Below are 19,194 nucleotides of genomic sequence, written 5' to 3'. Positions count from 1 at the left end.
CACGCCGCCGCCAACCTCTCCGACCAGGCCACCAGCCTCAGGACCCAGGTCGACTCGTTCGTCAGCCGCGTCCGCGCCGCCTGACCCGAAACCCCATGCCGGCGGCGACGCTCGCCGCCGGCCCCTTCACATCCCCCGCAACAATTCGCTGGAACTGAGCCATGGATGACCTGCTGCGCGAGTTTCTGACCGAGACCAACGAGAATCTCGATGTCGCCGACACCGAGCTCGTGAAGTTCGAGCAGGACCCCAACAACGCCGATATTCTCAACAACATCTTCCGCCTCGTGCACACGATCAAGGGAACGTGCGGTTTCATCGGGCTGCCGCGTCTGGCCACCCTGACCCACGCTGCCGAGACCTTGATGGACCGGTTCCGCGAGGGCATGGCGGTGACGCCGGAGGCGGTCAGCCTCGTCCTCACCACGGTCGACCGGGTCAAGGAGATCCTGGCCGCGATCGAGGAACGTGAAGGCAAGGAGCCGGACGGTTCCGACCAGGACCTGATCGACCGTCTCGAGGCGCTGGCCGCCGGCAAGAGCCTTGAGCAGGAGATGGCGCCGGTCGTCGAGGCCGAGCCTGAGGCCGTCGAGGAGGAAATCGACGAGCTGGAGCGTATCTTCCGGGAGACCGCGGTGGAGCCGCCAAAGCCGCCGAAGTCGCCGAAGCCGTCGGCGTCGACCCCGGCGCCGGTGGAGAAGGTGGAGCCGAAGGCCGAGACCAAGGCGAAGGCGAAAGCCGACCCTGCTCCGAAGAAGGCTGTCGAGCCGGCACCGAAGGCATCTGTCGAGCCGGCCAAGGAGGCCGCACCCGGGGCCCCGGCCGAGGAGCACGCTCCGGCGCAGGCGTCGAACGTCTCGTCGCAGTCCATCCGCGTCAACGTGGATACGCTCGAGCACCTGATGACGATCGTCTCCGAGCTGGTGCTCACCCGCAACCAGCTGACCGAGATCGCCCGGCGCTCCGAAGACAGCGACTACAAGGTGTCGCTGCAGCGCCTGTCGACCGTGACCGGCGAGCTGCAGGAGGCCGTCATGCGGACCCGCATGCAGCCGATCGGCAATGCGTGGCAGAAGCTCCCCCGCATCGTCCGTGATCTTGCCCGCGAACTGGGCAAGCACATCGATCTCGAGATGACCGGCGCGGACACGGAGCTCGACCGCCAGGTCCTCGACATGATCAAGGATCCGCTCACCCACATGATCCGCAACTCCGCGGACCACGGCCTGGAGATGCCGGCCGACCGGCGCGCCGCCGGCAAGTCGGACAAGGGGACGATCAAGCTCTCGGCCTATCACGAGGGCGGTCACATCGTCATCGAGATCGCCGACGACGGCCGCGGGCTCGATATCGAGCGGATCAAGGCGAAGGCGATCGAGAACCGGCTGGCGACCGAGGCCGAAATCGCCAAGATGACCGATGCGCAGATCTTCCGCTTCATCTTCCAGGCGGGGTTCTCGACGGCGGCCAAGGTGACGAGCGTCTCCGGACGCGGCGTCGGCATGGACGTGGTGCGGTCGAACATCGAGGTGATCGGCGGCAGCGTCGAAGTCCGCTCGAAGACCGGGGAAGGGTCGACCTTCCTGATCAAGATCCCGCTGACGCTGGCCATCGTGCCGGCGCTCATCGTCGCCGCCGCCGGCGAACGCTTCGCGATCCCGCAATTGTCGGTGGTCGAGCTCGTGCGGATCCAGGCAAACTCGGAGCACACGATCGAGCGGCTGAAGGGGGCCAACGTCCTCCGGCTGCGTGACAAGCTGCTGCCGATCTTCCCGCTTTCCGACCTGCTTCAGGTCGGCACGGCCGGGACCGCCAACCTGGAAGACTCCTTCATCGCCGTCATCCAGGTCGGCAGCCAGACCTTCGGCATCGTGGTCGATGCGGTGTTCCACACCGAGGAGATCGTGGTGAAGCCGATGACGTCGCGCCTGCGGCACATCAACATGTTCTCCGGCAGCACGATCCTCGGCGACGGCCGCGTCATCATGATCATCGACCCGAACGGCATCGCCCAGTCCGCGGCGACGACCATCGACGTCAGCCAGGCCAAGGCCGCCCATGCGGCCGAAGCGGCCAACGACGACGTGGAGGAAAAGGTGTCGCTGCTTCTGCTGCGTGCCGGAACCCCGGAGCCGAAGGCGGTGCCGCTGTCGCTGATCACGCGCCTCGAGGAGATCGAGGTCGCGCGGATCGAGCACACCAACGGCCAGCCGATGGTGCAGTATCGCGGCACCCTCATCCCGCTGGTGTATGCCCACGAGGCGACGTCTGCGAAGACGACGGGCACGCTCCCGGTCCTCATCTTTTCCGAGGACGACCGGTCGGTGGGTCTCGTCGTCGACGAGATCGTCGACATCGTCGAGGACCGGCTGGACATCCAGCTGCCGTCGGACACGCCGGGGGCGCGGGGAGCCGCCATCATCCACGGCCAGGCGACGGCCGTGCTCGATGTCGCGTACTTCCTGTCGGTCGCCTTCAAGGACTGGTTCGATCGGTCCCTTGAGGACGGAACGGCTCCGCGCGGGACGCTCGTCCTCGTCGATGACAGCGAGTTCTTCCGCAACCTCATCGAGCCGGTGCTTTCGGAGATCGGCTACCGGGTGATCGCCTTCTCCGGTCCGCAGCAGGCACTCGAGCACCTGCGGTCGGGCGGTTCGGTCGACGTCATCCTCTCCGACCTCGACATGCCGGAAATGGACGGTTTCCAGTTTGCGGAAACGCTTCGGGCCGATCCGCCCTTCGGGGATCTGCCGATCATCGCCGTCTCCGGGGGGCCATGTACCCCCCAGAAGATCCATCGTGCCCGCGTCGCCGGGTTCACCGACTACGTCGCCAAATTCGATCGGGCTGGCCTGATCGCCGCTCTGACGGAATTCGACCAGCACGTCCGTGGAGAAGCAGCATGAGCAAGATCAAAGTCGTTGAAGACGTCCTGACGTCCGAGCGGCAGTTCGTTACCGCCCGCGTCGCCGGCAAGCTCTTCGGCCTGTCGATCGAGGCGGTGCACGAGGTGTTCTCCCCCGAGGGGATCACCCGGGTGCCGCTGTCGCCGCCGGAAATCGAGGGCGTTCTCAATCTCCGCGGCCGGATCGTCACCACGATCAATCTGCGCCGGATGCTCGGCCTCGACGAGGCGGACTGCGAGCATCGCATGGCGGTCGGCCTGGAGGATCGGAACGAGACGTTCGGCCTGATCATCGATGAGGTCGGAGAAGTCCTCACCCTGGACGCGGCGGCCAGCGAGCCGCCGCCCTCGAACCTCGACCGGCGCTGGGCGGACATCGTCAGCGGCGTTCACCGGCTTCCCGGCGAACTGCTGCTGATCCTGGACGTCAGGCGCGTCCTGGGCGGGATCTCCATGGAAGAGGCGGCGTAAGCCGTCTCTTCGGAACAAGAAACGAAACCACTGGTGGTGCGATGATCAAGACCTGTCTCGTGGTCGACGATTCCCGGACGGTGCGCCGGCTCCTCCGGCGCATTCTCGAGGACCTCTCCTTCGACGTGTCGGAGGCGGAGAACGGCAAAGTGGGCCTCGAGCTCTGCGACCAGTCGATGCCGGATGCCATCCTGCTCGACTGGAACATGCCCCTGACCGACGGGCTGTCCTTTCTGAAAGCGCTGCGTGGGCGCCCGGAAGGCCAGGTTCCGAAGGTGATCTTCTGTACGTCCGAAAGTGATCTCTCCCACATCGCGGAGGCGCTCGGTCACGGGGCGAACGAATACATCATGAAGCCGTTCGATGCCGACATCATCAAGGAAAAGCTTTTTGAAGTCGGTCTGATCGAGACGCTTTAACCCATCTTCCGCACGCGACGGATCCGAAGATGCCCATCGAAGCTCCTACACTGTCCAAGCCGCCCGCGCCGGGGGCCACTCCGATCCGCGTGATGATCGTCGATGACTCGACGGTCATCCGCTCGGTCCTCAGCAAATGGATCTCCGAAGTGCCGGAGCTCTCCGTGGTCGCGACCCATGTCAACGGCCGCCGGGCAGCCGATGACGTCGTCCGCGCCCAGCCCGACGTGATCATTCTCGACATCGAGATGCCGGAGATGGACGGGCTCACGGCGTTGCCGCTGATCCTCGAACGCAAGCCGGGGACCATCGTGCTGGTGGCCTCCACCCTCACCCGCCGGGGTGCGGAAGTGAGCCTCCGGGCCCTGACGCTCGGGGCGGCGGATTATATCGCCAAGCCCGACGCCCTCGCCGGGATGAAGAGTTCGGAGGAATTCCGGCAGGACATCGTCACGAAGGTGAAGCAGCTCGGCGCGCGGGGCCGGATCCGCCACCGGGCGGCCGAGCCGTCTGCCGCGTCGACGGCTGCCACGACCGCCGTTCCGGCGGCCGCTAAGCCGGCACCGGCGGCCAAGCTGCGCAGCTATTCCCGCTCGGCTATCCCCGCCCTCGTCATCGGCAGCTCCACGGGCGGCCCGCAAGCTCTCAACAAGGTGTTGACGGCGATCGGCCCGATGATGGCGAAGGTGCCGGTGCTGATCACCCAGCACATGCCGCCGACCTTCACGGCGATCCTCGCCGAGCACATGGCCCGGGCGTCCGGGCGTCCGGCAAAGGAGGGGCAGCACGGCGAACCGCTGGAGCCTGGCCACGTCTATGTGGCGCCCGGTGGACACCACATGATCGTCGCCAGGTCCGGCGGGCGGGTGGTAACGAAGATCACCGACGATCCGCCGGTCAATTTCTGCCGGCCGGCCGTCGATACCCTGTTCTTTTCGGCGGCCGAAGTGTTCGGGGCGGGTCTGCTCGGGGTCGTGCTGACAGGCATGGGGGCGGATGGTGCCAAGGGATCGGTGGCGATCGCCGATGCTGGCGGCAGCATCATTGCCCAGGATGAAGCTTCCAGCGTCGTCTGGGGAATGCCCGGTGCGACGGTCGCGGCAGGTGCCGCGTGCGATGTGCTTCCGCTCGACGACGTTGGCCGGAAGGTCGCCCGCATGCTCTCCGGAGGACGCCTATGATCAGCACGGCCGACTATGAATTCCTGCAGCGGTTCCTGAAGTCCAGGTCCGGTCTCTCCCTGTCCGCCGAGAAGCACTACCTGCTCGAAAGCCGGCTGATGCCGGTGGCGCGCAGCGTCGGCTGCGGGTCGCTCAGCGAACTGGCGCAGCTGCTGCGTCGCCCCGGCCAAGATGCGGCGGGCGAGAGGGTGGTCGACGCCATGACCACCAACGAGTCGCTGTTCTTTCGCGACAAGCATCCGTTCGAGGCGTTCACCGGCCGGATGCTGCCGTATCTGCTGTCGAAGCGCTCGATGCATCAGCCGATCCGGATCTGGTGCGCGGCCGCCTCGTCGGGTCAGGAGCCCTATTCGCTTGCGATGCTCCTGCAGGAGAACGCGGCCCTCGTCGCCGGCCGCCGCTTCGAGATCATCGGGACGGACATTTCCAGCGACATCCTCGACCGGGCCCGCAAGGGCATCTACAGCCAGTTCGAGGTCCAGCGCGGGCTGCCGGTGCACTATCTCGTCCGCTATTTCTCCAAGGTCGGCGACGACTGGCAGGTGTCCGAGAAGATCCGCAACGCGGTGACCTTTCGGAAGATGAACCTGCTCGATCCGTTCGCCGGCATGGGACCGTTCGACATCGTCTTTTGTCGCAATGTCCTCATCTACTTCGACAATGAGCGGAAGGTCGACGTCCTCCAGCGGCTTGCCAAGGTGATGCACACGGACTCCTTCCTGGTGCTCGGCGGTGCGGAGAGCGTGATCGGTCTGACCGACACGTTCGAGCTGGAAGGGACGCACCGCTGTCTGTTCAAGCCGAAGGCGCAGGCCTCGGCTCCGGCCATGGCGTTCGCAAGGTAGCGCCCGGCACGACCCCGGGCCCGGATCTCAGAGACTGTCGTCGCTGCCGGGCCCGTCGGAGCGGTTTGCCGGCGCCTGCAATGGCATCGCCTTCTGCTCGCCGTCCCGCCAGCGGCGGACGAGATCGGTGTCGATGTCGAACAGATCGAGCACGCGGCCGATCGTGTGGTCGACGATGTCGGCGATGGAGGTCGGTTTCGAATAGAAGGCGGGCACAGGCGGCATCACGATGGCGCCCATCTCGGTCGCCTGGGCCATTGCCCGGATGTGGCCGAGATGGAGCGGCGTTTCCCGCATCAGGAGCACCAGCCGCCGGCGCTCCTTCAGCACGACATCCGCCGCACGCGTCAGCAGCGCGTCGGTCGACCCATAGGCGATGTCCGCAAGGCTTCGGGCAGAACATGGGGCAACCACCATGCCCCGCGTCTTGAAGGACCCGCTCGAGATGGCCGCGCCAACGTCCTGGATCGGATAGACCACGTCGGCGAGATCGCGCACCTCCTGGACCGAGATGTCGAGTTCGTAGGCGATCGTCAGCGCCGCCGCTCGCGAGATCACCAGATGGCTCTCGATCCCTGACTGGCGAAGCGCCTCCAGCATGCGCACGCCGTAGATGGCGCCCGATGCGCCGCTGATGCCGACGATCAGCCGGTCGGGGCTCGTCACGCGCGGCATTGGCAGGTCTCTCCCGACGGCGCTGCAGTGCGGATCGACGGTTCGAAGGCGGGGTCGGAATTGATGGTTCGGATCACGGTTGGCGGGCTCTTTGGAGAGAGACGGACCGGCGTGGCGGGCACGCCGGGCGAGCTGTCGATGTCTCCAGTGCTAATCGGTCGAACCGGTATGCGCAAACGTTCGCTGATCGAAGGAGACCGACTTCACCAGGGCGAACACCTCCATTCCATCCCGTAGTTGCAGGTCGCCGATTGCCTCGCGCGTCAGCTGGGCGCGCAGCCGTGCCGGCCCCACCGCGAGCTGCACCTCCGCGAACGCCGTCTCGGGATCCTCGACGATCCGCAGGATCGTTGCGTCCAGGACGTTGCGCACGCTGATGCCAACCGGTCGGGTCAGGGAAACCGACACGTCCCGGGCGCGGATGCGCAGGCGCACCTCGCGACCGTCGGGAAGCCCGGAAAACGGGATGGAGAGGGTCTGTCCGGCAAGGTCGAGGCGGGTCATCTTGTAGACGGCATCTGTTGCGACGACGCGCGCCGCGAGCACGACCCCGGCCTCCGCCCGCTCCTGCTCCAGATGCAGGTCGAAATTCTCGAAGACCTCCTCGACCGGTCCGGTCGCTGCGACCGATCCACTGGACAGCACGACGATCCGATCGGCCATCCGCGCGACTTCGGAAACGTCGTGGGTGACGTAGACGATGGGAATGCCGCGCTCGGCCGAAAGCCGTTCCAGATAGGGCAGGATGTCCTGCTTGGTGGCCCGGTCCAGCGCGGACAGCGGTTCGTCCATCAGCAGCAGGCGCGGAGCCGAGAGCAGCGCGCGGCCGACGGCGACGCGCTGGCGCTCGCCACCCGACAGGGCGACAGGAGAGCGGCCGAGAAGCGGGCCGAGGCCAAGCAGGTCCACGATGGGGTCGAAGTCGCCGCCGTGGCCCGGTCCCGCCCGCTTCGCGGCAAACCGCAGGTTGCCGTCCACCGACAGATGCGGAAACAGGCTCGCCTCCTGGAAGACGTAGCCGACCGCCCGCCTGTGCGGCTTCACGAAATGGCGGCGGCGGTCGTCCTGCCAGCACTCCGCGCCGACCGCGATGCGCCCGCCGACCCGCACGAGGCCGGCGATGGCGCGCAGGATCGTCGTCTTGCCGGAGCCCGACGGTCCGAACAGGGCGGTCACCCCTTCCATCGGCACGGAGAAAGCGGCGTCGAGCACGAAGGCGCCGAGACGCTGGGAGACCGCCACCTCGAGACGGTCCTCTCCGCTCATTGGCCGATGCTGCGCCCGAGGCGCTTTTCAAGAAGCATCATCGAGAGGATGACGAAAAACGCGAAGACCACCAGGCCGGCGGACAGAACGTGCGCCTCGGCCCACTGGAGCGTCTCGACATAGTCGTAGATCGCGACCGACAGCACCTTCGTCTCGCCGGGGATGTTGCCGCCGATCATGAGAATGACGCCGAATTCGCCGACCGTGTGGGCAAAACCGAGGACGGCGCCGGTCAGAAGTCCCGGGCGCGCCAGCGGGAGCGCGACGCTCCAGAAGGTATCCCAGGGACCGGCCCGGAGGGTGGCCGCAACTTCCAGGGGCCGGTCGCCGGCCGCGGCGAAGGCGTTGCGGATCGGCTGCACGACGAAGGGAAGCGAGTAGACGACCGAGCCGATCACCAGGCCTTCGAAGGTGAAGGCGAGCGAGCGCAGGCCGAACAGCCCGCCCACCGCTCCGCCGGGGCCGTTCGGGCCGAGGAACAGCAGCAGATAGAAGCCGAGGACCGTTGGCGGCAGGACGAGCGGAACGGCCACGACCGCGGCCACCGCCTCCTTCCATCGGGCCCGCGATCGGGCGAGCCACCAGGCGATCGGGGTTCCGACGATCAGGACCAGGATGGTGGTGATCGCCGCCAGCTCGATGGTGAGCCGGATCGGCGACCAGATGTCGGGGTCGAGCATGACGGTCCTGATCGATCGGGGGCGGGGTCAGTCGATGAAACCGTACCCGTAATGCTCGATCACCGCACGGGCTTCGGGGCCTTTCAGGAAGGCGACGAAGCGCTTTGCGGTCGGGTCGTCCGCCGCCGACGTCAGCAGCACGGCGTCCTGGGAGATCGTGTCGTAGAGGGTCTGGGGCACCGGCCAGCGCGAGCCGCCGGTCACCTCGGCAAGCTGGGAGAGGGCGACAAAGCCGACTTCGGCGCTCCCCGAGGCAACGAACTGGTAGGTCTGCGCGATGTTGGTGCCCTGGACGAGCTTCGGCGCGAGATCGTCGTAGACGCCGAGCCCCTTCATGGCCTGGACGGCGGCGGCGCCATAAGGGGCCGTCGCCGGGTTGGCGATCGCGAGCTTCTCGAAGGAGCCGTCCTTCAATGTCTCTTCGCCGGTCACCAGCGACGGATCGGTGGAGTAGAGCACGATCTTGCCGGTTGCGTAGGTGAAGCGGCTGTCAGCGACGGCGAGGCCGTCGGCGACGGCCTTTTCCGGGCGCGCCTGGTCGGCGGCGAGGAACACGTCGAACGGCGCGCCCTGGGAGATCTGGGTGAACAGCTGGCCGGTTGAGCCGAAGGAGAGGACGGCGGTGTCGCCGGTCGCAGCCTCGAACTTCGCGGCGATCTCCTTGGCCGCCCCGGTGAAGTTCGCCGCCACCGCGACGTGAACGTCGGCCGCCTGGCTCGCGCCGGCGCCAGCCGCTGCGAAGGCAATCGCCGCCGCCAGTCGAAGTCCCGCCCCAAGCCGCGTCATGTGTCCCCCTCGATCGCTCGAATCGCTATATCCAATTGAATACAGCGATCCTAGGCGTCCCCGTTTCGGTTGGCAAGCCGATGCGCATTGGAGCTCCCGGCGTCCGGTGGCGCGTGCAGGGCGAGCAGGTCGCCTGGGGCGCCGAGCTTCCGGACGGCCGATCGGACATCCAATCTAGTTTGCAAATAATTCGCAGTTGCAAAATGGTCGCGTCGACGCTAGACCATGGGTCCATGGCCTCAATTCCGGAGACGACATGCAGCCAGGACGGGAAACGCCCGAGAGCGCCACGGGCAATCCGCGGACGGACCACCGGTCGGCCACGGCCGGTCGGCGCGGCGGTGCCGTGACGGCCATTGGATGTCGGATCGCGGTGCTTGGCGCGCTGTTGGCGGCGGCGCTGCAGGGCACGCCGGCCCGGGCCGCCGAACAGATGAAGGTGGTGACGACCTTCACGGTGATCGCCGACATGGCCCGCAACGTCGCCGGCGACGCCGCCGTGGTGGAGTCGATCACCAAGCCCGGCGCGGAGATCCACAACTACCAGCCGACGCCCGGCGACATCATGAAGGCCCAGGATGCCGACCTCATCCTGTGGAACGGGCTGAACCTGGAGCTCTGGTTCGAGAAGTTCTTCCGCAATCTCCGCGACGTGCCGAGCGCGACGGTCTCGGACGGCATCGAGCCGATGAGCATCGGCGACGGACCCTACCGGGGAAAGCCCAACCCCCACGCCTGGATGTCGCTCGGCGGCGCGTTGCGCTACGTCGACAACATCCGCGACGCCTTCGTCGCCCACGATCCCGCCAACGCGGCCGCGTACGAGGCCAATGCGGACGCCTACAAGCAGCAGATCCGGGCGACCATCGAGCCGATCCGCGACGAACTGGCGGCGATCCCCGAAAGCCGGCGCTGGCTGGTGACGAGCGAGGGCGCGTTTTCCTATCTCGCCCGCGACTTCGGCCTCAAGGAGCTGTTCCTCTGGCCGATCAACGCCGACCAGCAGGGCACCCCCCAGCAGGTGCGCAAGGTGATCGACGCGGTGCGCGCCAACGACATCGGCTGCGTCTTCTCCGAGAGCACCATCTCGGCCAAGCCGGCCGAGCAGGTCGCCCGCGAGACGGGTGCCGAATACGGCGGCGTGCTCTACGTGGATTCCCTCAGCGACGCCGACGGACCGGTGCCGACCTACGTGGACCTCCTCAAGGTGACATCGGACACGATCGCCACATGCTTGACGCGCTGAGCCCGCACAGGACGACACCCGACGTGGAGCGCGCCGGCGCCGGCATCTCCGTGTCCCATGTCACGGTGACCTACCGCAACGGCCACACGGCGCTGCGCGACGCGAGCTTCGCGATCCCGACCGGAACGATCACCGCGCTCGTCGGGGTCAACGGCTCCGGCAAATCCACCCTCTTCAAGGCGATCATGGGGTTCGTGCGGGCCTCGAAGGGTGAGATCAGCGTCCTCGGCCAGAGCGTATCGAAGGCGCTCAAGCAGAACCTGATCGCCTATGTCCCCCAGGCCGAGGAGGTCGACTGGAACTTTCCGGTCCTGGTCGAGGACGTGGTGATGATGGGTCGCTACGGCCGCATGAACATGCTGCGGATTCCCTCCGCCGCCGACCGCGCCGCGGTGACGTCGGCACTGGCGCGCGTCAGCATGTCGGATTTCCGCCACCGGCAGATCGGCGAGCTCTCCGGCGGCCAGCGCAAGCGCGTCTTCCTCGCCCGCGCGCTCGCCCAGGACAGCCGCGTGATCCTCCTCGACGAGCCGTTCACCGGCGTCGACGTGAAAACCGAGGAGGCGATCATCCGCCTGCTGGCGTCGCTGCGTGACGAGGGACGGGTGATGCTCGTCTCCACCCACAACCTCGGTTCGGTGCCGGAGTTCTGCGACCGCACGGTGCTGGTGAAGAACACTGTGCTCGCCTACGGCCCGACCCCGGAGGTGTTCACCCAGGACAATTTGGAGAAGGCGTTCGGCGGCGTGCTGCGCCACTTCGTGCTCGGCGAGACCGAGGTCGGCCAGCCGCGCGCCGTCGGCGTCATCACCGACGACGAGCGCCCCTTCGTCGTCTACGGCGACGAGGTCGACCCCGTCGCGCCTGAAGGTGGTCTGCGCCCGTGATCGACCTGCTGCTCCAGCCCTTCGGCTACGGCTACATGATCAACGCCATGTGGGTCTCGGCGCTGGTCGGCGGGGTCTGCGCCTTCCTCTCCGCCTACCTGATGCTCAAGGGCTGGTCGCTGATCGGCGATGCGCTCTCCCACTCGATCGTGCCCGGCGTGGCGGGGGCCTACATGCTGGGCCTGCCCTTCTCCATCGGCGCCTTCTTCTCCGGCGGGCTGGCCGCCGGTGCCATGCTGTTCCTCAACCAGCGCACCAAGCTGAAGGAGGACGCCATCATCGGGCTGATCTTCACGTCCTTCTTCGGCCTCGGCCTGTTCATGGTCTCGCTGTCGCCGACGTCGGTGAACATCCAGACCATCGTGCTCGGCAACATCCTCGCCATCACGCCGGCCGACACGCTTCAGCTGGCGCTCATCGGCTTCGTCTCGCTGGCGATCCTGCTCTTCAAGTGGAAGGACCTGATGGTCACCTTCTTCGACGAGAACCACGCCCGCTCCATCGGCCTCAATCCGACCTTCCTCAAGCTCCTGTTCTTCACCCTGCTGTCGGCCTCGACGGTTGCCGCGCTGCAGACGGTCGGGGCGTTCCTGGTCATCGCCATGGTCGTCACACCCGGCGCCACCGGCTACCTCCTCACCGACCGCTTCCCGCGTCTGCTGGTCATCTCGGTCGCCATCGGCGCGGTGACCAGCTTCGTCGGCGCCTATGTGAGCTATTTCGTCGATGGCGCCACCGGCGGCATCATCGTCGTCCTGCAGACGCTGGTGTTCCTCACCGCCTTCGTGTTCGCGCCGAAGCACGGGATGCTGGCCGCGCGCCGGCGTGCCGCCGAGGCGCTGAAGGAGACCGCATGAGCATGGAGAGCCTGCTGCTGCCCTTCCAGTTCGAGTTCATGCGCAACGCGCTGATCATCTCGGTGCTGGTGGCCGTGCCGGCGGCGCTGCTGTCGTGCTTCCTGGTCCTGAAGGGCTGGTCGCTGATGGGAGATGCCGTCTCCCATGCGGTGCTGCCGGGCGTGGTGATCGCCTACATGGTCAAGATCCCGCTCGGGGTCGGCGCGTTTGCGGCCGGCATGGTGTGCGCGCTCGCCACCGGGTTCCTGAAGGAGAACAGCCGCATCAAGCAGGACACGGTGATGGGCGTCGTGTTCTCCGGCATGTTCGGGCTCGGGATCGTGCTCTACACCAAGATCCAGTCCGACGTGCATCTCGACCACATCCTGTTCGGCGACATGCTGGGCATCGGCTGGGGCGACATCCTGGAGACCGGGATCATCGCGCTGGTCTGCGGCGGGCTGATCATCGTGAAATGGCGCGACCTGCTGCTGCACGCCTTCGATCCGGCCCAGGCCAGCGCGGTCGGGCTGCCGGTGCGCGTCCTGCACTACGGACTGCTGGCGATCCTGTCGCTCACCATCGTCGGCGCGCTGAAGGCCGTCGGCATCATCCTGGCCATTGCCCTGCTGATCTCGCCGGGCGCCATCGCCTTCCTGCTGACGCGCAGCTTCGGACGGATGATGGTACTGTCGGTGGCGCTCGCTGTCGGCTCGTCGTTCGTGGGCGTCTATCTGAGCTTCTTCATCGACAGCGCCCCGGCCCCGACCATCGTGCTGCTGCTGGCCATCGTGTTCGGCGCGGCCTTCGTCTGGTCGATCGTCCAAACGGCGCGGGCGCAGAAGCAAATCGCCGGGCCGGAGGCCCAGCCCTAAAGTTCCACCGTCGTGATGTGATTGTCCCAGGCGATGCCCCGGTCCTCGCGCACCAGCGCGCCGTCGCGCCACAGGTGGCCCCTGCCGTCGGAGTAGACGAAGCCGCTGCCGTAGGCGGTGAGGCCGCAGGTGTCGGGCACCACGCGCTGGTCCAGCACCTTCCGGGTGGCGATGTCGAACACTGTCATCGAGCCTCCGCGCGGGCTGGTCGAGGCGACCCGCTTCCCGTCGAGGCTGGTCGCCATGGCGCCGATGTAATGGTTCATGGACCGGTAGATGCCGTCGTCGGCGGCAACCAGCGCCACGTCCCGGCCGCGGGCGTGGCTGCCCACCAGCTCCACCCGGTCGGTCTGCGGTCCCTCGTACTGTCCGCCGAACCAGATCGAGCCGTCGCCGGCCTCGGTCAGGTGGCGGATCGACATCTGGTGGTAGCTCGCCGGCAGCACGGCCCGGTCGATGAGGTCCCCGGTCTGCGCGTCCACATAGGCCAGGCACGGCTCCATGGTCGCGAGGTTGAGCTTCATCCGGGGAAAGTCCGGATGGGTGGCAAGGCCGCCGTTGGCGATGGCGATGGTGCGCTTGTCGGACATCAGCATCGCCTGGTGCGGGCCGATGCCGCCCGCGTCGAACTCGCCGATGCGCCGGTAGCCGCCGGTGGCGTCGTAGAGGCCGAGAACCCCGCGTTCGCCGTCGAAGTCGTTCTCGGTGGCAAAAAGCGTACGCCCGTCGGCGGAAAAGAACCCGTGGCCGTAGAAGTGCCGGTCTTCGGGCGGGGTGAACACCAGCACCCGCTTGCGGTTGACCAGATCGAGAACCATCGCGAACCGGTCCGGCCGGCGGGCGAAGATGACGGCGGTGGACCGGTCCGGCGAGATGGTCGCGTCGTGGCCGCGCCGCTCCAGCGGCTCGGAGAACAGCACGCGTCCGTCGGGATCGAAGACGCAGGCGGTGTAGCGGCCGTCGGTCTCGCGGCGGCAGGCGACGAAGGCGGGGATGCCGTCGGCGTGGGCGAAGCGGCAGAGCGGCGTGAAGCCGAGGGCGGCGATGCCGGCGAGGACGGTGCGGCGGTTGAAGTCCATCGGGGGAGGCTCCGGGTCCGGTGGGTTGGCGTCCGGCGGCCCTTTTCGGGTCGTCACTGTGGCTCGCGGTGCGAGACTGCAGGCAATGTGAACGGCTGGGCGGTGATCGGGATCTAGTCGCCGTCGAGGGAGTTGAAGCCGAGGATCAGGCCCAAGGCGGCCGGGTAGCGGGCGCCGAGGATCTCCAGCGCACCGGTGATGGGGATCGTCGCATAGGTCAGGCGCTCGTGCGCGGCCGGATCTTCGGCGATCTCCGTCCACGGGCGGCCGCTTTCGCGAAGCGTCTCGAACACCTTGCTGGCTTCCGACAGCTGGAAGCGCAGCGAGCCGGCATTGAAGGCGGCGTCGGCGGGCAGCAGGTCGGCAAGACCGCCCTCTTCCTGAAGCGTCTCGATCGCCTGGAGGTTTGCCTCGAGCGACGGCAGCACGAGCCCGGACCGCCAGAACGGCGCGAGCTTCGGCTTGGCGTCGTCAGGCGTCTCGCCGATCACCGCCAGGATCTTCATGTCGCGGTCGACCTGCAGCTGCTCGCGGCCGGCCTGCAGAAAATCCTGGACGACTTCGCCGTGGCTGCGAAAGACCGGGTTGTCGGGTCCGGCGGCGATCAGCAGGGCGCCGTAGCCGTCGGGGGCGGTCCAGCCGTCGCGGATGGCTTCGGCGGTCTTCAGGATCGCGCCGGAAATCGCCTCGGCATAGTGGCAGCGGTAGCCGGCTGGCGCCTCGGCGAGCGCGGCCGCGTCGTCGTCGGCGATCACATAGTCCAGCGCCAGGAGACCCTGGACGGCGACGCTCTTGGCGCGCAGCGAGTCCACCTCGAGCGCCGACGGGTCTTCCTCGGCCAGCAGGGCCTGCACCTGGCGCTGGCCGATGCTGCGCCGGTCCGGCCAGAAGAACAGCCGTTCGAAGCGGTTGTCGTCCCGTGCCGGGCCGAACCGGTAGGGCTCCACCGCCGAGAACGCGAGCACCAGATCGGCGAAGCGGTCGCGCGCGACCTGCAGGGTGTCGTCACCGGGCGCCGCGCACAGGTCGGCGATGGCGGTCTGTTCGTCGCGGGCCGCGTCGACGAGCCGATCATAGGACGGCACGATCACGCGGGAGATGATCCGTTCGACCGCCGGCTTGAAGGCGACCGGCGTGCCTGCCTCCTGGGCGCTTCCAGGGGCCGCGCCCAGCGTGGCCGCCAGCAGCAGGGTGATCGGCAGTGCGCGGAGCGTCGAGATCAACATGGTTCGCACCATCACAGCGATTTCAGGAACGTGAGAAGATCTGCCCGGTCGTCCGGCGACAGGGCGGCGAACACGTCTCGCGACGCCTGCGCCTCGCCGCCGTGCCAGAGGATGGCCTCGGTGAGGTTGCGCGCCCGGCCATCGTGGAGGAAGAAGCTGTGCCCGCTGACGGTCTCGGTCAAGCCGATGCCCCAGAGCGGCGCCGTGCGCCATTCGCGCCCGCTGGCATCGCCCACCGGCCGGCCGTCGGCGAGGCCGTCGCCCATGTCGTGCAGCAGCATGTCGGTGTACGGCCAGATCAGCTGGAAGCGCAGCTCCTCCTGCTCCGCGTCCCGCCGGGTCACGTATTTCGGAACGTGGCAGGCGGCGCAGCCGGCCTCGTAGAACAGCTTCTTGCCGGCGAGCACCTCGGGGGCGTCAATGTCCCGGCGGGCGGGAACGGCGAGGTTGCGCGAGTAGAAGGCGACGAGATCCATCACCGGATCGGGCGCCTCGGTCGTCCCGAGCCGCTCCTGCACCCCGGTCGGCAGGGTCTTGCAGGCCGGCTGATTGTCGGTGCAGTCGCCGTACGGATCGGGCACTTCCGGCGTCGAAATGCCGATGTCGCCGGAAAACGCGTTGGCCGACTGGGTGCGCACGTCCGGCATCGAGGCCTTCCAGCCGAAGCGCCCGAGGGTCAGCTCGGACGTCTCCGGATCGAGCACCAGGTTCGGCTCGCCCGAAATGCCGTCTCCGTCCGCGTCCTCGGGGTCGGCATGGGCGAGGATGTCGGCCGGGTGAATGGCCTCCAGAAGGCCCAGCCCGATCATCGGCGGGGCGACGCGCGGTGAGAGCAGCACGTCCGGGTCCATCGGGCCGTAGCCGAGGTCGGTCACCGAGTAGGTCGGCGCGAGCAGGACTACGGTCTCGCCGCCGGCGAGCGATACCGGCAGATCCTCGTAGTCGATGCGCATGCGGCCTTCGATCGGGATGCCGGGTGCTGCGAAATCCTGCAGCTGGCCGCCATAGGTCGGCTCCGGCACCGACAGCAGCACCTTGGAGTCCAGCGCCTCCCGGTCGATGTCGGTCTTCGGCGGCACGGAAAGTCGCAGGAACATCGAGGTCGCCGCATCGTCGGGCCCCGCCGGCGGATGGCCGCGGCCGTCCTTCAGGTGGCAGCGCTGGCAGGACCGCGCATTGTACAGCGGCCCGAGGCCATCCGACGCCTGTGTGGACGAAGGGGCCGGCACCCAGAGCTTCTTGAAGAGCCCGTTGCCCAGCTTGAAGTCGCGCTCGCCCTCGAAGGACAGGTTGGCGGAGAAATCGGAGAAGGAGTTGATGTCGACGGTGGCGCGCGACGTCGCCGCTCCGGCCGGCATCGCCTCGAAGCGTTCGGGCTTGGAGAAGTCCCGGGTGGGCGCGACCACCTTGTCGACCCGGGCTCGATCCTTCGCCGTCAGGTCGGTGCGGGTGGTCGGGATGGTGTCGGCTTCGGGGGAATTTCCGTCCGGTCCGGCCGAGGCCGAGAGTGCCGCGGCAGCGGCGATCAGCAGACCGGTGGCGAGCGGCAGAACGTGCCGTGCGCGCGGGCCGGTGGTATGCGCCGAAAGGACCATGGAAGCGGTCATGCACTCGATGCGGGGTCGGCGGCCGGGAGGCTGGCATCCCGTGTCTGCGCGCCGGTCCCGGCAGGGGTCGTTCGGGCGGGGGGCGCGGCGGTCGGCCGACGGAGCCCGCTATGTGCCCGAAAAGGCGAAAGGCGGGCCGGAGCCCGCCCCTCTATTCAGCCGGACGGAAGCGTCCGTCAATCACTGAAACACGGCGTTCGGGTTGTCGAGGCTGTCGGAGCCTTCGAACTCGATGGCCGACAGGTCGAGGATGGCGACCGCGCGCTCGATGGACCGGGTCTGGTCGATCAGTCCGTCGATCGCCGCCTGAACCACCGCGTTGCCGACGTCGTTGCCCTCGCCGATCATCTGGTCGTAGGCCTCGATCGTCTCGCCGCGCGCCTTCATGATCGCCATGGCTGCGACGGTCGCGTCGAGCTTGGCCAGCAGTTCGTCGTTCACCGCCGGGTCGGCTGCGGCGACCAGGTCGCTGATCGACGGGCCCTCGACGATGCTGCCGTCGATGCGGCGATAGTGGCCGGTGTAGACGTTGCGGATGCCGAGCTGGTCGAAGTAGTGCGAGTTGAACGTGTTGTCGGAGAAGCAGTCGTGCTCTTCCTCCGGATCGTGCAGCAGCAGGCCGAGCTTCATGCGCTCGCCGGCCAGCTCGCCGTAGGAAAGCGACCCCATACCGGTCAGGATGGCGGACAGGCCGGCAGGCTCGTCGTCCATCAGGGCGGTGCGGGCGGCGCCGTCCGCGGTCCAGTTCCCCACCATCTCCTCGAGGTCGGCAACGAGCAGCGTCGAGGCGGCCTTCAGATACTGGGCGCGACGGTCGCAGTTGCCGTGGGTGCAGGCGTCGCCGCTGGCGTAGTCGCTTGCCGGGCGGACGCCGGCGCCGGCGCCGGTGCCGTTCAGGTCCTGGCCCCACAGCAGGAATTCGATGGCGTGGTAGCCGATGGCGACGTTCGCCTCCACCTCCTCGGCCTCCTGCAGCTTGTCGGCCAGCAGCTCCGGAGTGATCTCGGAAGCGTCGACCTTCTCGCCGTTGATGGTGATCTGCGGGTTGGCGATCACGTTGACGGTGTAGAGCGCGTTGGAATCGGAGTCGGTGCCGTAGGAGGCGTCGACATAGTCGATCAGGCCTTCGTCGAGCGGCCAGGCGTTCACCCGTCCCTCCCAGTCGTCGACGATCGGATTGCCGAACCGGAAGGCTTCGGTCTGCTGGTAGGGCATGCGGGCGGCGACCCAGGCGGCCTTGGCGGCCAGCAGCGTGGCGTCGGACGGGTTGGCGATCAGCGCGTCGATGGCGGCGTCGAGCGCGGTCGCCGTCTTCAGCGAGTCCTCGTAGCCGGCGTGGGCGATGTCGGCGTAGGTCGTCAGCACGTCCTTGGGCGACTGGGCCGCCGCGGGTACGCTGAACGCCATCACCGATGCGGCGACGGCAAGAGAGAGGTCTCGGAACATACTGGTCTCCTTGGAAGATCGAATTCGGCTGACGCTCAGTGGAACCGCCCGACCGGCGGCCGGGTGACGATGTCTTTCATCATCTCCGCGGGGATCGGCAGCAGCGCCTGTCCAAGATCCATGAGCGTCGCGGCGTAGCGGCCGGCGGCATCGGCGATCTCGTTGCTGCGGGCGCAGCCACCGAGCCCGGAGATGCAGCAGCCACGAAGCGTCACGTCGTTGTGCTGGCAGGCGGCGACGAGGCCGACGGCAAGGCACTCTTCGCGGCACAGTCCCTTCGCTCCGAAGGGAAAGATCCGCAACGGACAGCCGGCGCAGCCGCGCAGCGCCCGCACGAAGCTCGAAAGGTCGGATACGGCGCGCCGGCCGTCGGCGTCGCCGAGCTCGTTCACGTAGAAGCTCCAGGCGAGCTCCCACGGCGCGATCGAACCGGTTTCATAGCCGGCCATCCAGCGTCGATAGCCCTCGACGACGAGCCGTTCGGGGCGCCGCTCAAGATAGCCGGTGGTGGAGGCGGAGGACTCTTGGCGCATCGTGTTCCCCCCGTCGCGCCTGACGGTCGCTGTGCCGGAGGCCGCCGGCTGCCGCCGTGGCGGATGCCGCCTGAAACCTCCGACGAACATCACCCGAACCCTGGATCTCAAGGTTCGGCGTCATTACGAAACGGTTCAAGACTGTGATCGATTTCGTCCCGAGCAATAAATCGGAAAGCAGACCATCTCAACCGTTATCTTTTCGAACCGTTATAGATCTTAAGTAGAATA

Annotated in this window: 18 protein-coding genes; 9 read left to right on the top strand and 9 right to left on the bottom strand. The window is 67.5% G+C overall.

Features of this window, described 5'->3' with window-relative positions; genetic code table 11:
* Positions 1 to 161: 161 nt before the first annotated feature.
* The 5 genes from ACSSVZ_RS06535 to ACSSVZ_RS06515 are packed head-to-tail and all read left to right on the top strand — an operon-like array spanning position 162 to position 5,821.
* Positions 162 to 2,906 (top strand): hybrid sensor histidine kinase/response regulator, encoded by a 2,745-nt coding sequence (locus ACSSVZ_RS06535; RefSeq protein ID WP_453968980.1) that lies wholly within the window; start codon positions 162 to 164, stop codon positions 2,904 to 2,906.
* Positions 2,903 to 3,376: a chemotaxis protein CheW gene (locus ACSSVZ_RS06530; protein WP_453968979.1), complete on the top strand. Its 474-nt coding sequence runs from the start codon at positions 2,903 to 2,905 to the stop codon at positions 3,374 to 3,376. The genes ACSSVZ_RS06535 and ACSSVZ_RS06530 overlap by 4 nt, the downstream gene beginning before the upstream one ends.
* Positions 3,377 to 3,420: 44 nt before the next feature.
* On the top strand, positions 3,421 to 3,795 hold the full coding sequence (locus ACSSVZ_RS06525) for a response regulator (protein WP_453968991.1): 375 nt from the start codon (positions 3,421 to 3,423) through the stop codon (positions 3,793 to 3,795).
* Between the two features lie 29 nt (positions 3,796 to 3,824).
* Positions 3,825 to 4,976, top strand: a complete 1,152-nt coding sequence (locus ACSSVZ_RS06520) for a protein-glutamate methylesterase/protein-glutamine glutaminase (protein ID WP_453968978.1) — start codon at positions 3,825 to 3,827, stop codon at positions 4,974 to 4,976.
* On the top strand, positions 4,976 to 5,821 hold the full coding sequence (locus tag ACSSVZ_RS06515) for a CheR family methyltransferase (protein ID WP_453968990.1): 846 nt from the start codon (positions 4,976 to 4,978) through the stop codon (positions 5,819 to 5,821). The genes ACSSVZ_RS06520 and ACSSVZ_RS06515 overlap by 1 nt, the downstream gene beginning before the upstream one ends.
* 27 nt (positions 5,822 to 5,848) lie before the next feature.
* Here the strand turns inward: ACSSVZ_RS06515 and ACSSVZ_RS06510 are convergent, their stop codons facing one another.
* The 4 genes from ACSSVZ_RS06510 to modA form a co-directional block, all read right to left on the bottom strand.
* Positions 5,849 to 6,496 carry a UbiX family flavin prenyltransferase gene (locus ACSSVZ_RS06510; RefSeq protein ID WP_453968977.1) on the bottom strand — a complete coding sequence of 216 codons (648 nt, stop codon included), beginning with the start codon at positions 6,494 to 6,496 and terminating at the stop codon, positions 5,849 to 5,851.
* 150 nt (positions 6,497 to 6,646) lie between these two features.
* On the bottom strand, positions 6,647 to 7,762 hold the full coding sequence (gene modC / locus ACSSVZ_RS06505; RefSeq protein ID WP_453968976.1) for a molybdenum ABC transporter ATP-binding protein: 1,116 nt from the start codon (positions 7,760 to 7,762) through the stop codon (positions 6,647 to 6,649).
* Complete coding sequence (modB, locus tag ACSSVZ_RS06500; protein ID WP_453968975.1) at positions 7,759 to 8,442, bottom strand: molybdate ABC transporter permease subunit; 684 nt, start codon at positions 8,440 to 8,442, stop codon at positions 7,759 to 7,761. Before modB ends, modC begins: the two co-directional genes overlap by 4 nt.
* Positions 8,443 to 8,469: 27 nt before the next feature.
* Positions 8,470 to 9,228, bottom strand: a complete 759-nt coding sequence (gene modA / locus ACSSVZ_RS06495) for a molybdate ABC transporter substrate-binding protein (RefSeq protein ID WP_453968974.1) — start codon at positions 9,226 to 9,228, stop codon at positions 8,470 to 8,472.
* A 355-nt stretch (positions 9,229 to 9,583) separates the two neighbouring features.
* Here modA and ACSSVZ_RS06490 point away from each other — a divergent pair, with 355 nt between their 5' ends.
* The 4 genes from ACSSVZ_RS06490 to ACSSVZ_RS06475 are packed head-to-tail and all read left to right on the top strand — an operon-like array spanning position 9,584 to position 13,072.
* On the top strand, positions 9,584 to 10,474 hold the full coding sequence (locus ACSSVZ_RS06490) for a metal ABC transporter substrate-binding protein (protein WP_453968989.1): 891 nt from the start codon (positions 9,584 to 9,586) through the stop codon (positions 10,472 to 10,474).
* A complete protein-coding gene (locus tag ACSSVZ_RS06485; protein WP_453968973.1) occupies positions 10,459 to 11,361 on the top strand; it encodes a manganese/iron ABC transporter ATP-binding protein in 903 nt (300 codons plus the stop codon). The genes ACSSVZ_RS06490 and ACSSVZ_RS06485 overlap by 16 nt, the downstream gene beginning before the upstream one ends.
* A 35-nt stretch (positions 11,362 to 11,396) precedes the next feature.
* Complete coding sequence (gene sitC / locus ACSSVZ_RS06480; RefSeq protein WP_453968988.1) at positions 11,397 to 12,218, top strand: iron/manganese ABC transporter permease subunit SitC; 822 nt, start codon at positions 11,397 to 11,399, stop codon at positions 12,216 to 12,218.
* Positions 12,215 to 13,072 carry a metal ABC transporter permease gene (locus tag ACSSVZ_RS06475; RefSeq protein ID WP_453968972.1) on the top strand — a complete coding sequence of 286 codons (858 nt, stop codon included), beginning with the start codon at positions 12,215 to 12,217 and terminating at the stop codon, positions 13,070 to 13,072. Before sitC ends, ACSSVZ_RS06475 begins: the two co-directional genes overlap by 4 nt.
* Here the strand turns inward: ACSSVZ_RS06475 and ACSSVZ_RS06470 are convergent.
* The 5 genes from ACSSVZ_RS06470 to ACSSVZ_RS06450 all read right to left on the bottom strand — a co-directional run bounded on the left by ACSSVZ_RS06470 (position 13,069) and on the right by ACSSVZ_RS06450 (position 18,963).
* The gene (locus ACSSVZ_RS06470) at positions 13,069 to 14,151 is read right to left on the bottom strand and encodes a DUF1513 domain-containing protein (protein ID WP_453968971.1); all 1,083 of its coding nucleotides are present in this window, start codon (positions 14,149 to 14,151) and stop codon (positions 13,069 to 13,071) included. The two genes, ACSSVZ_RS06475 and ACSSVZ_RS06470, sit on opposite strands and share 4 nt — an antisense overlap.
* 113 nt (positions 14,152 to 14,264) lie before the next feature.
* Positions 14,265 to 15,377 carry an imelysin family protein gene (locus ACSSVZ_RS06465; protein ID WP_453968970.1) on the bottom strand — a complete coding sequence of 371 codons (1,113 nt, stop codon included), beginning with the start codon at positions 15,375 to 15,377 and terminating at the stop codon, positions 14,265 to 14,267.
* Positions 15,378 to 15,388: 11 nt separating this feature from the next.
* Complete coding sequence (locus ACSSVZ_RS06460; RefSeq protein ID WP_453968969.1) at positions 15,389 to 16,984, bottom strand: di-heme oxidoreductase family protein; 1,596 nt, start codon at positions 16,982 to 16,984, stop codon at positions 15,389 to 15,391.
* Between the two features lie 180 nt (positions 16,985 to 17,164).
* A complete protein-coding gene (locus tag ACSSVZ_RS06455) occupies positions 17,165 to 18,430 on the bottom strand; it encodes an imelysin family protein (protein WP_453968968.1) in 1,266 nt (421 codons plus the stop codon).
* Positions 18,431 to 18,465: 35 nt separating this feature from the next.
* Positions 18,466 to 18,963: a hypothetical protein gene (locus ACSSVZ_RS06450; RefSeq protein ID WP_453968967.1), complete on the bottom strand. Its 498-nt coding sequence runs from the start codon at positions 18,961 to 18,963 to the stop codon at positions 18,466 to 18,468.
* Between the last annotated feature and the right edge of the window lie 231 nt (positions 18,964 to 19,194).

The sequence above is a fragment of the Amorphus sp. MBR-141 genome (genome assembly GCF_053628695.1).
The sequence above is the reverse complement of the archived record's forward strand: the minus strand, read 5'-3'. Positions and strand labels throughout refer to the sequence as shown.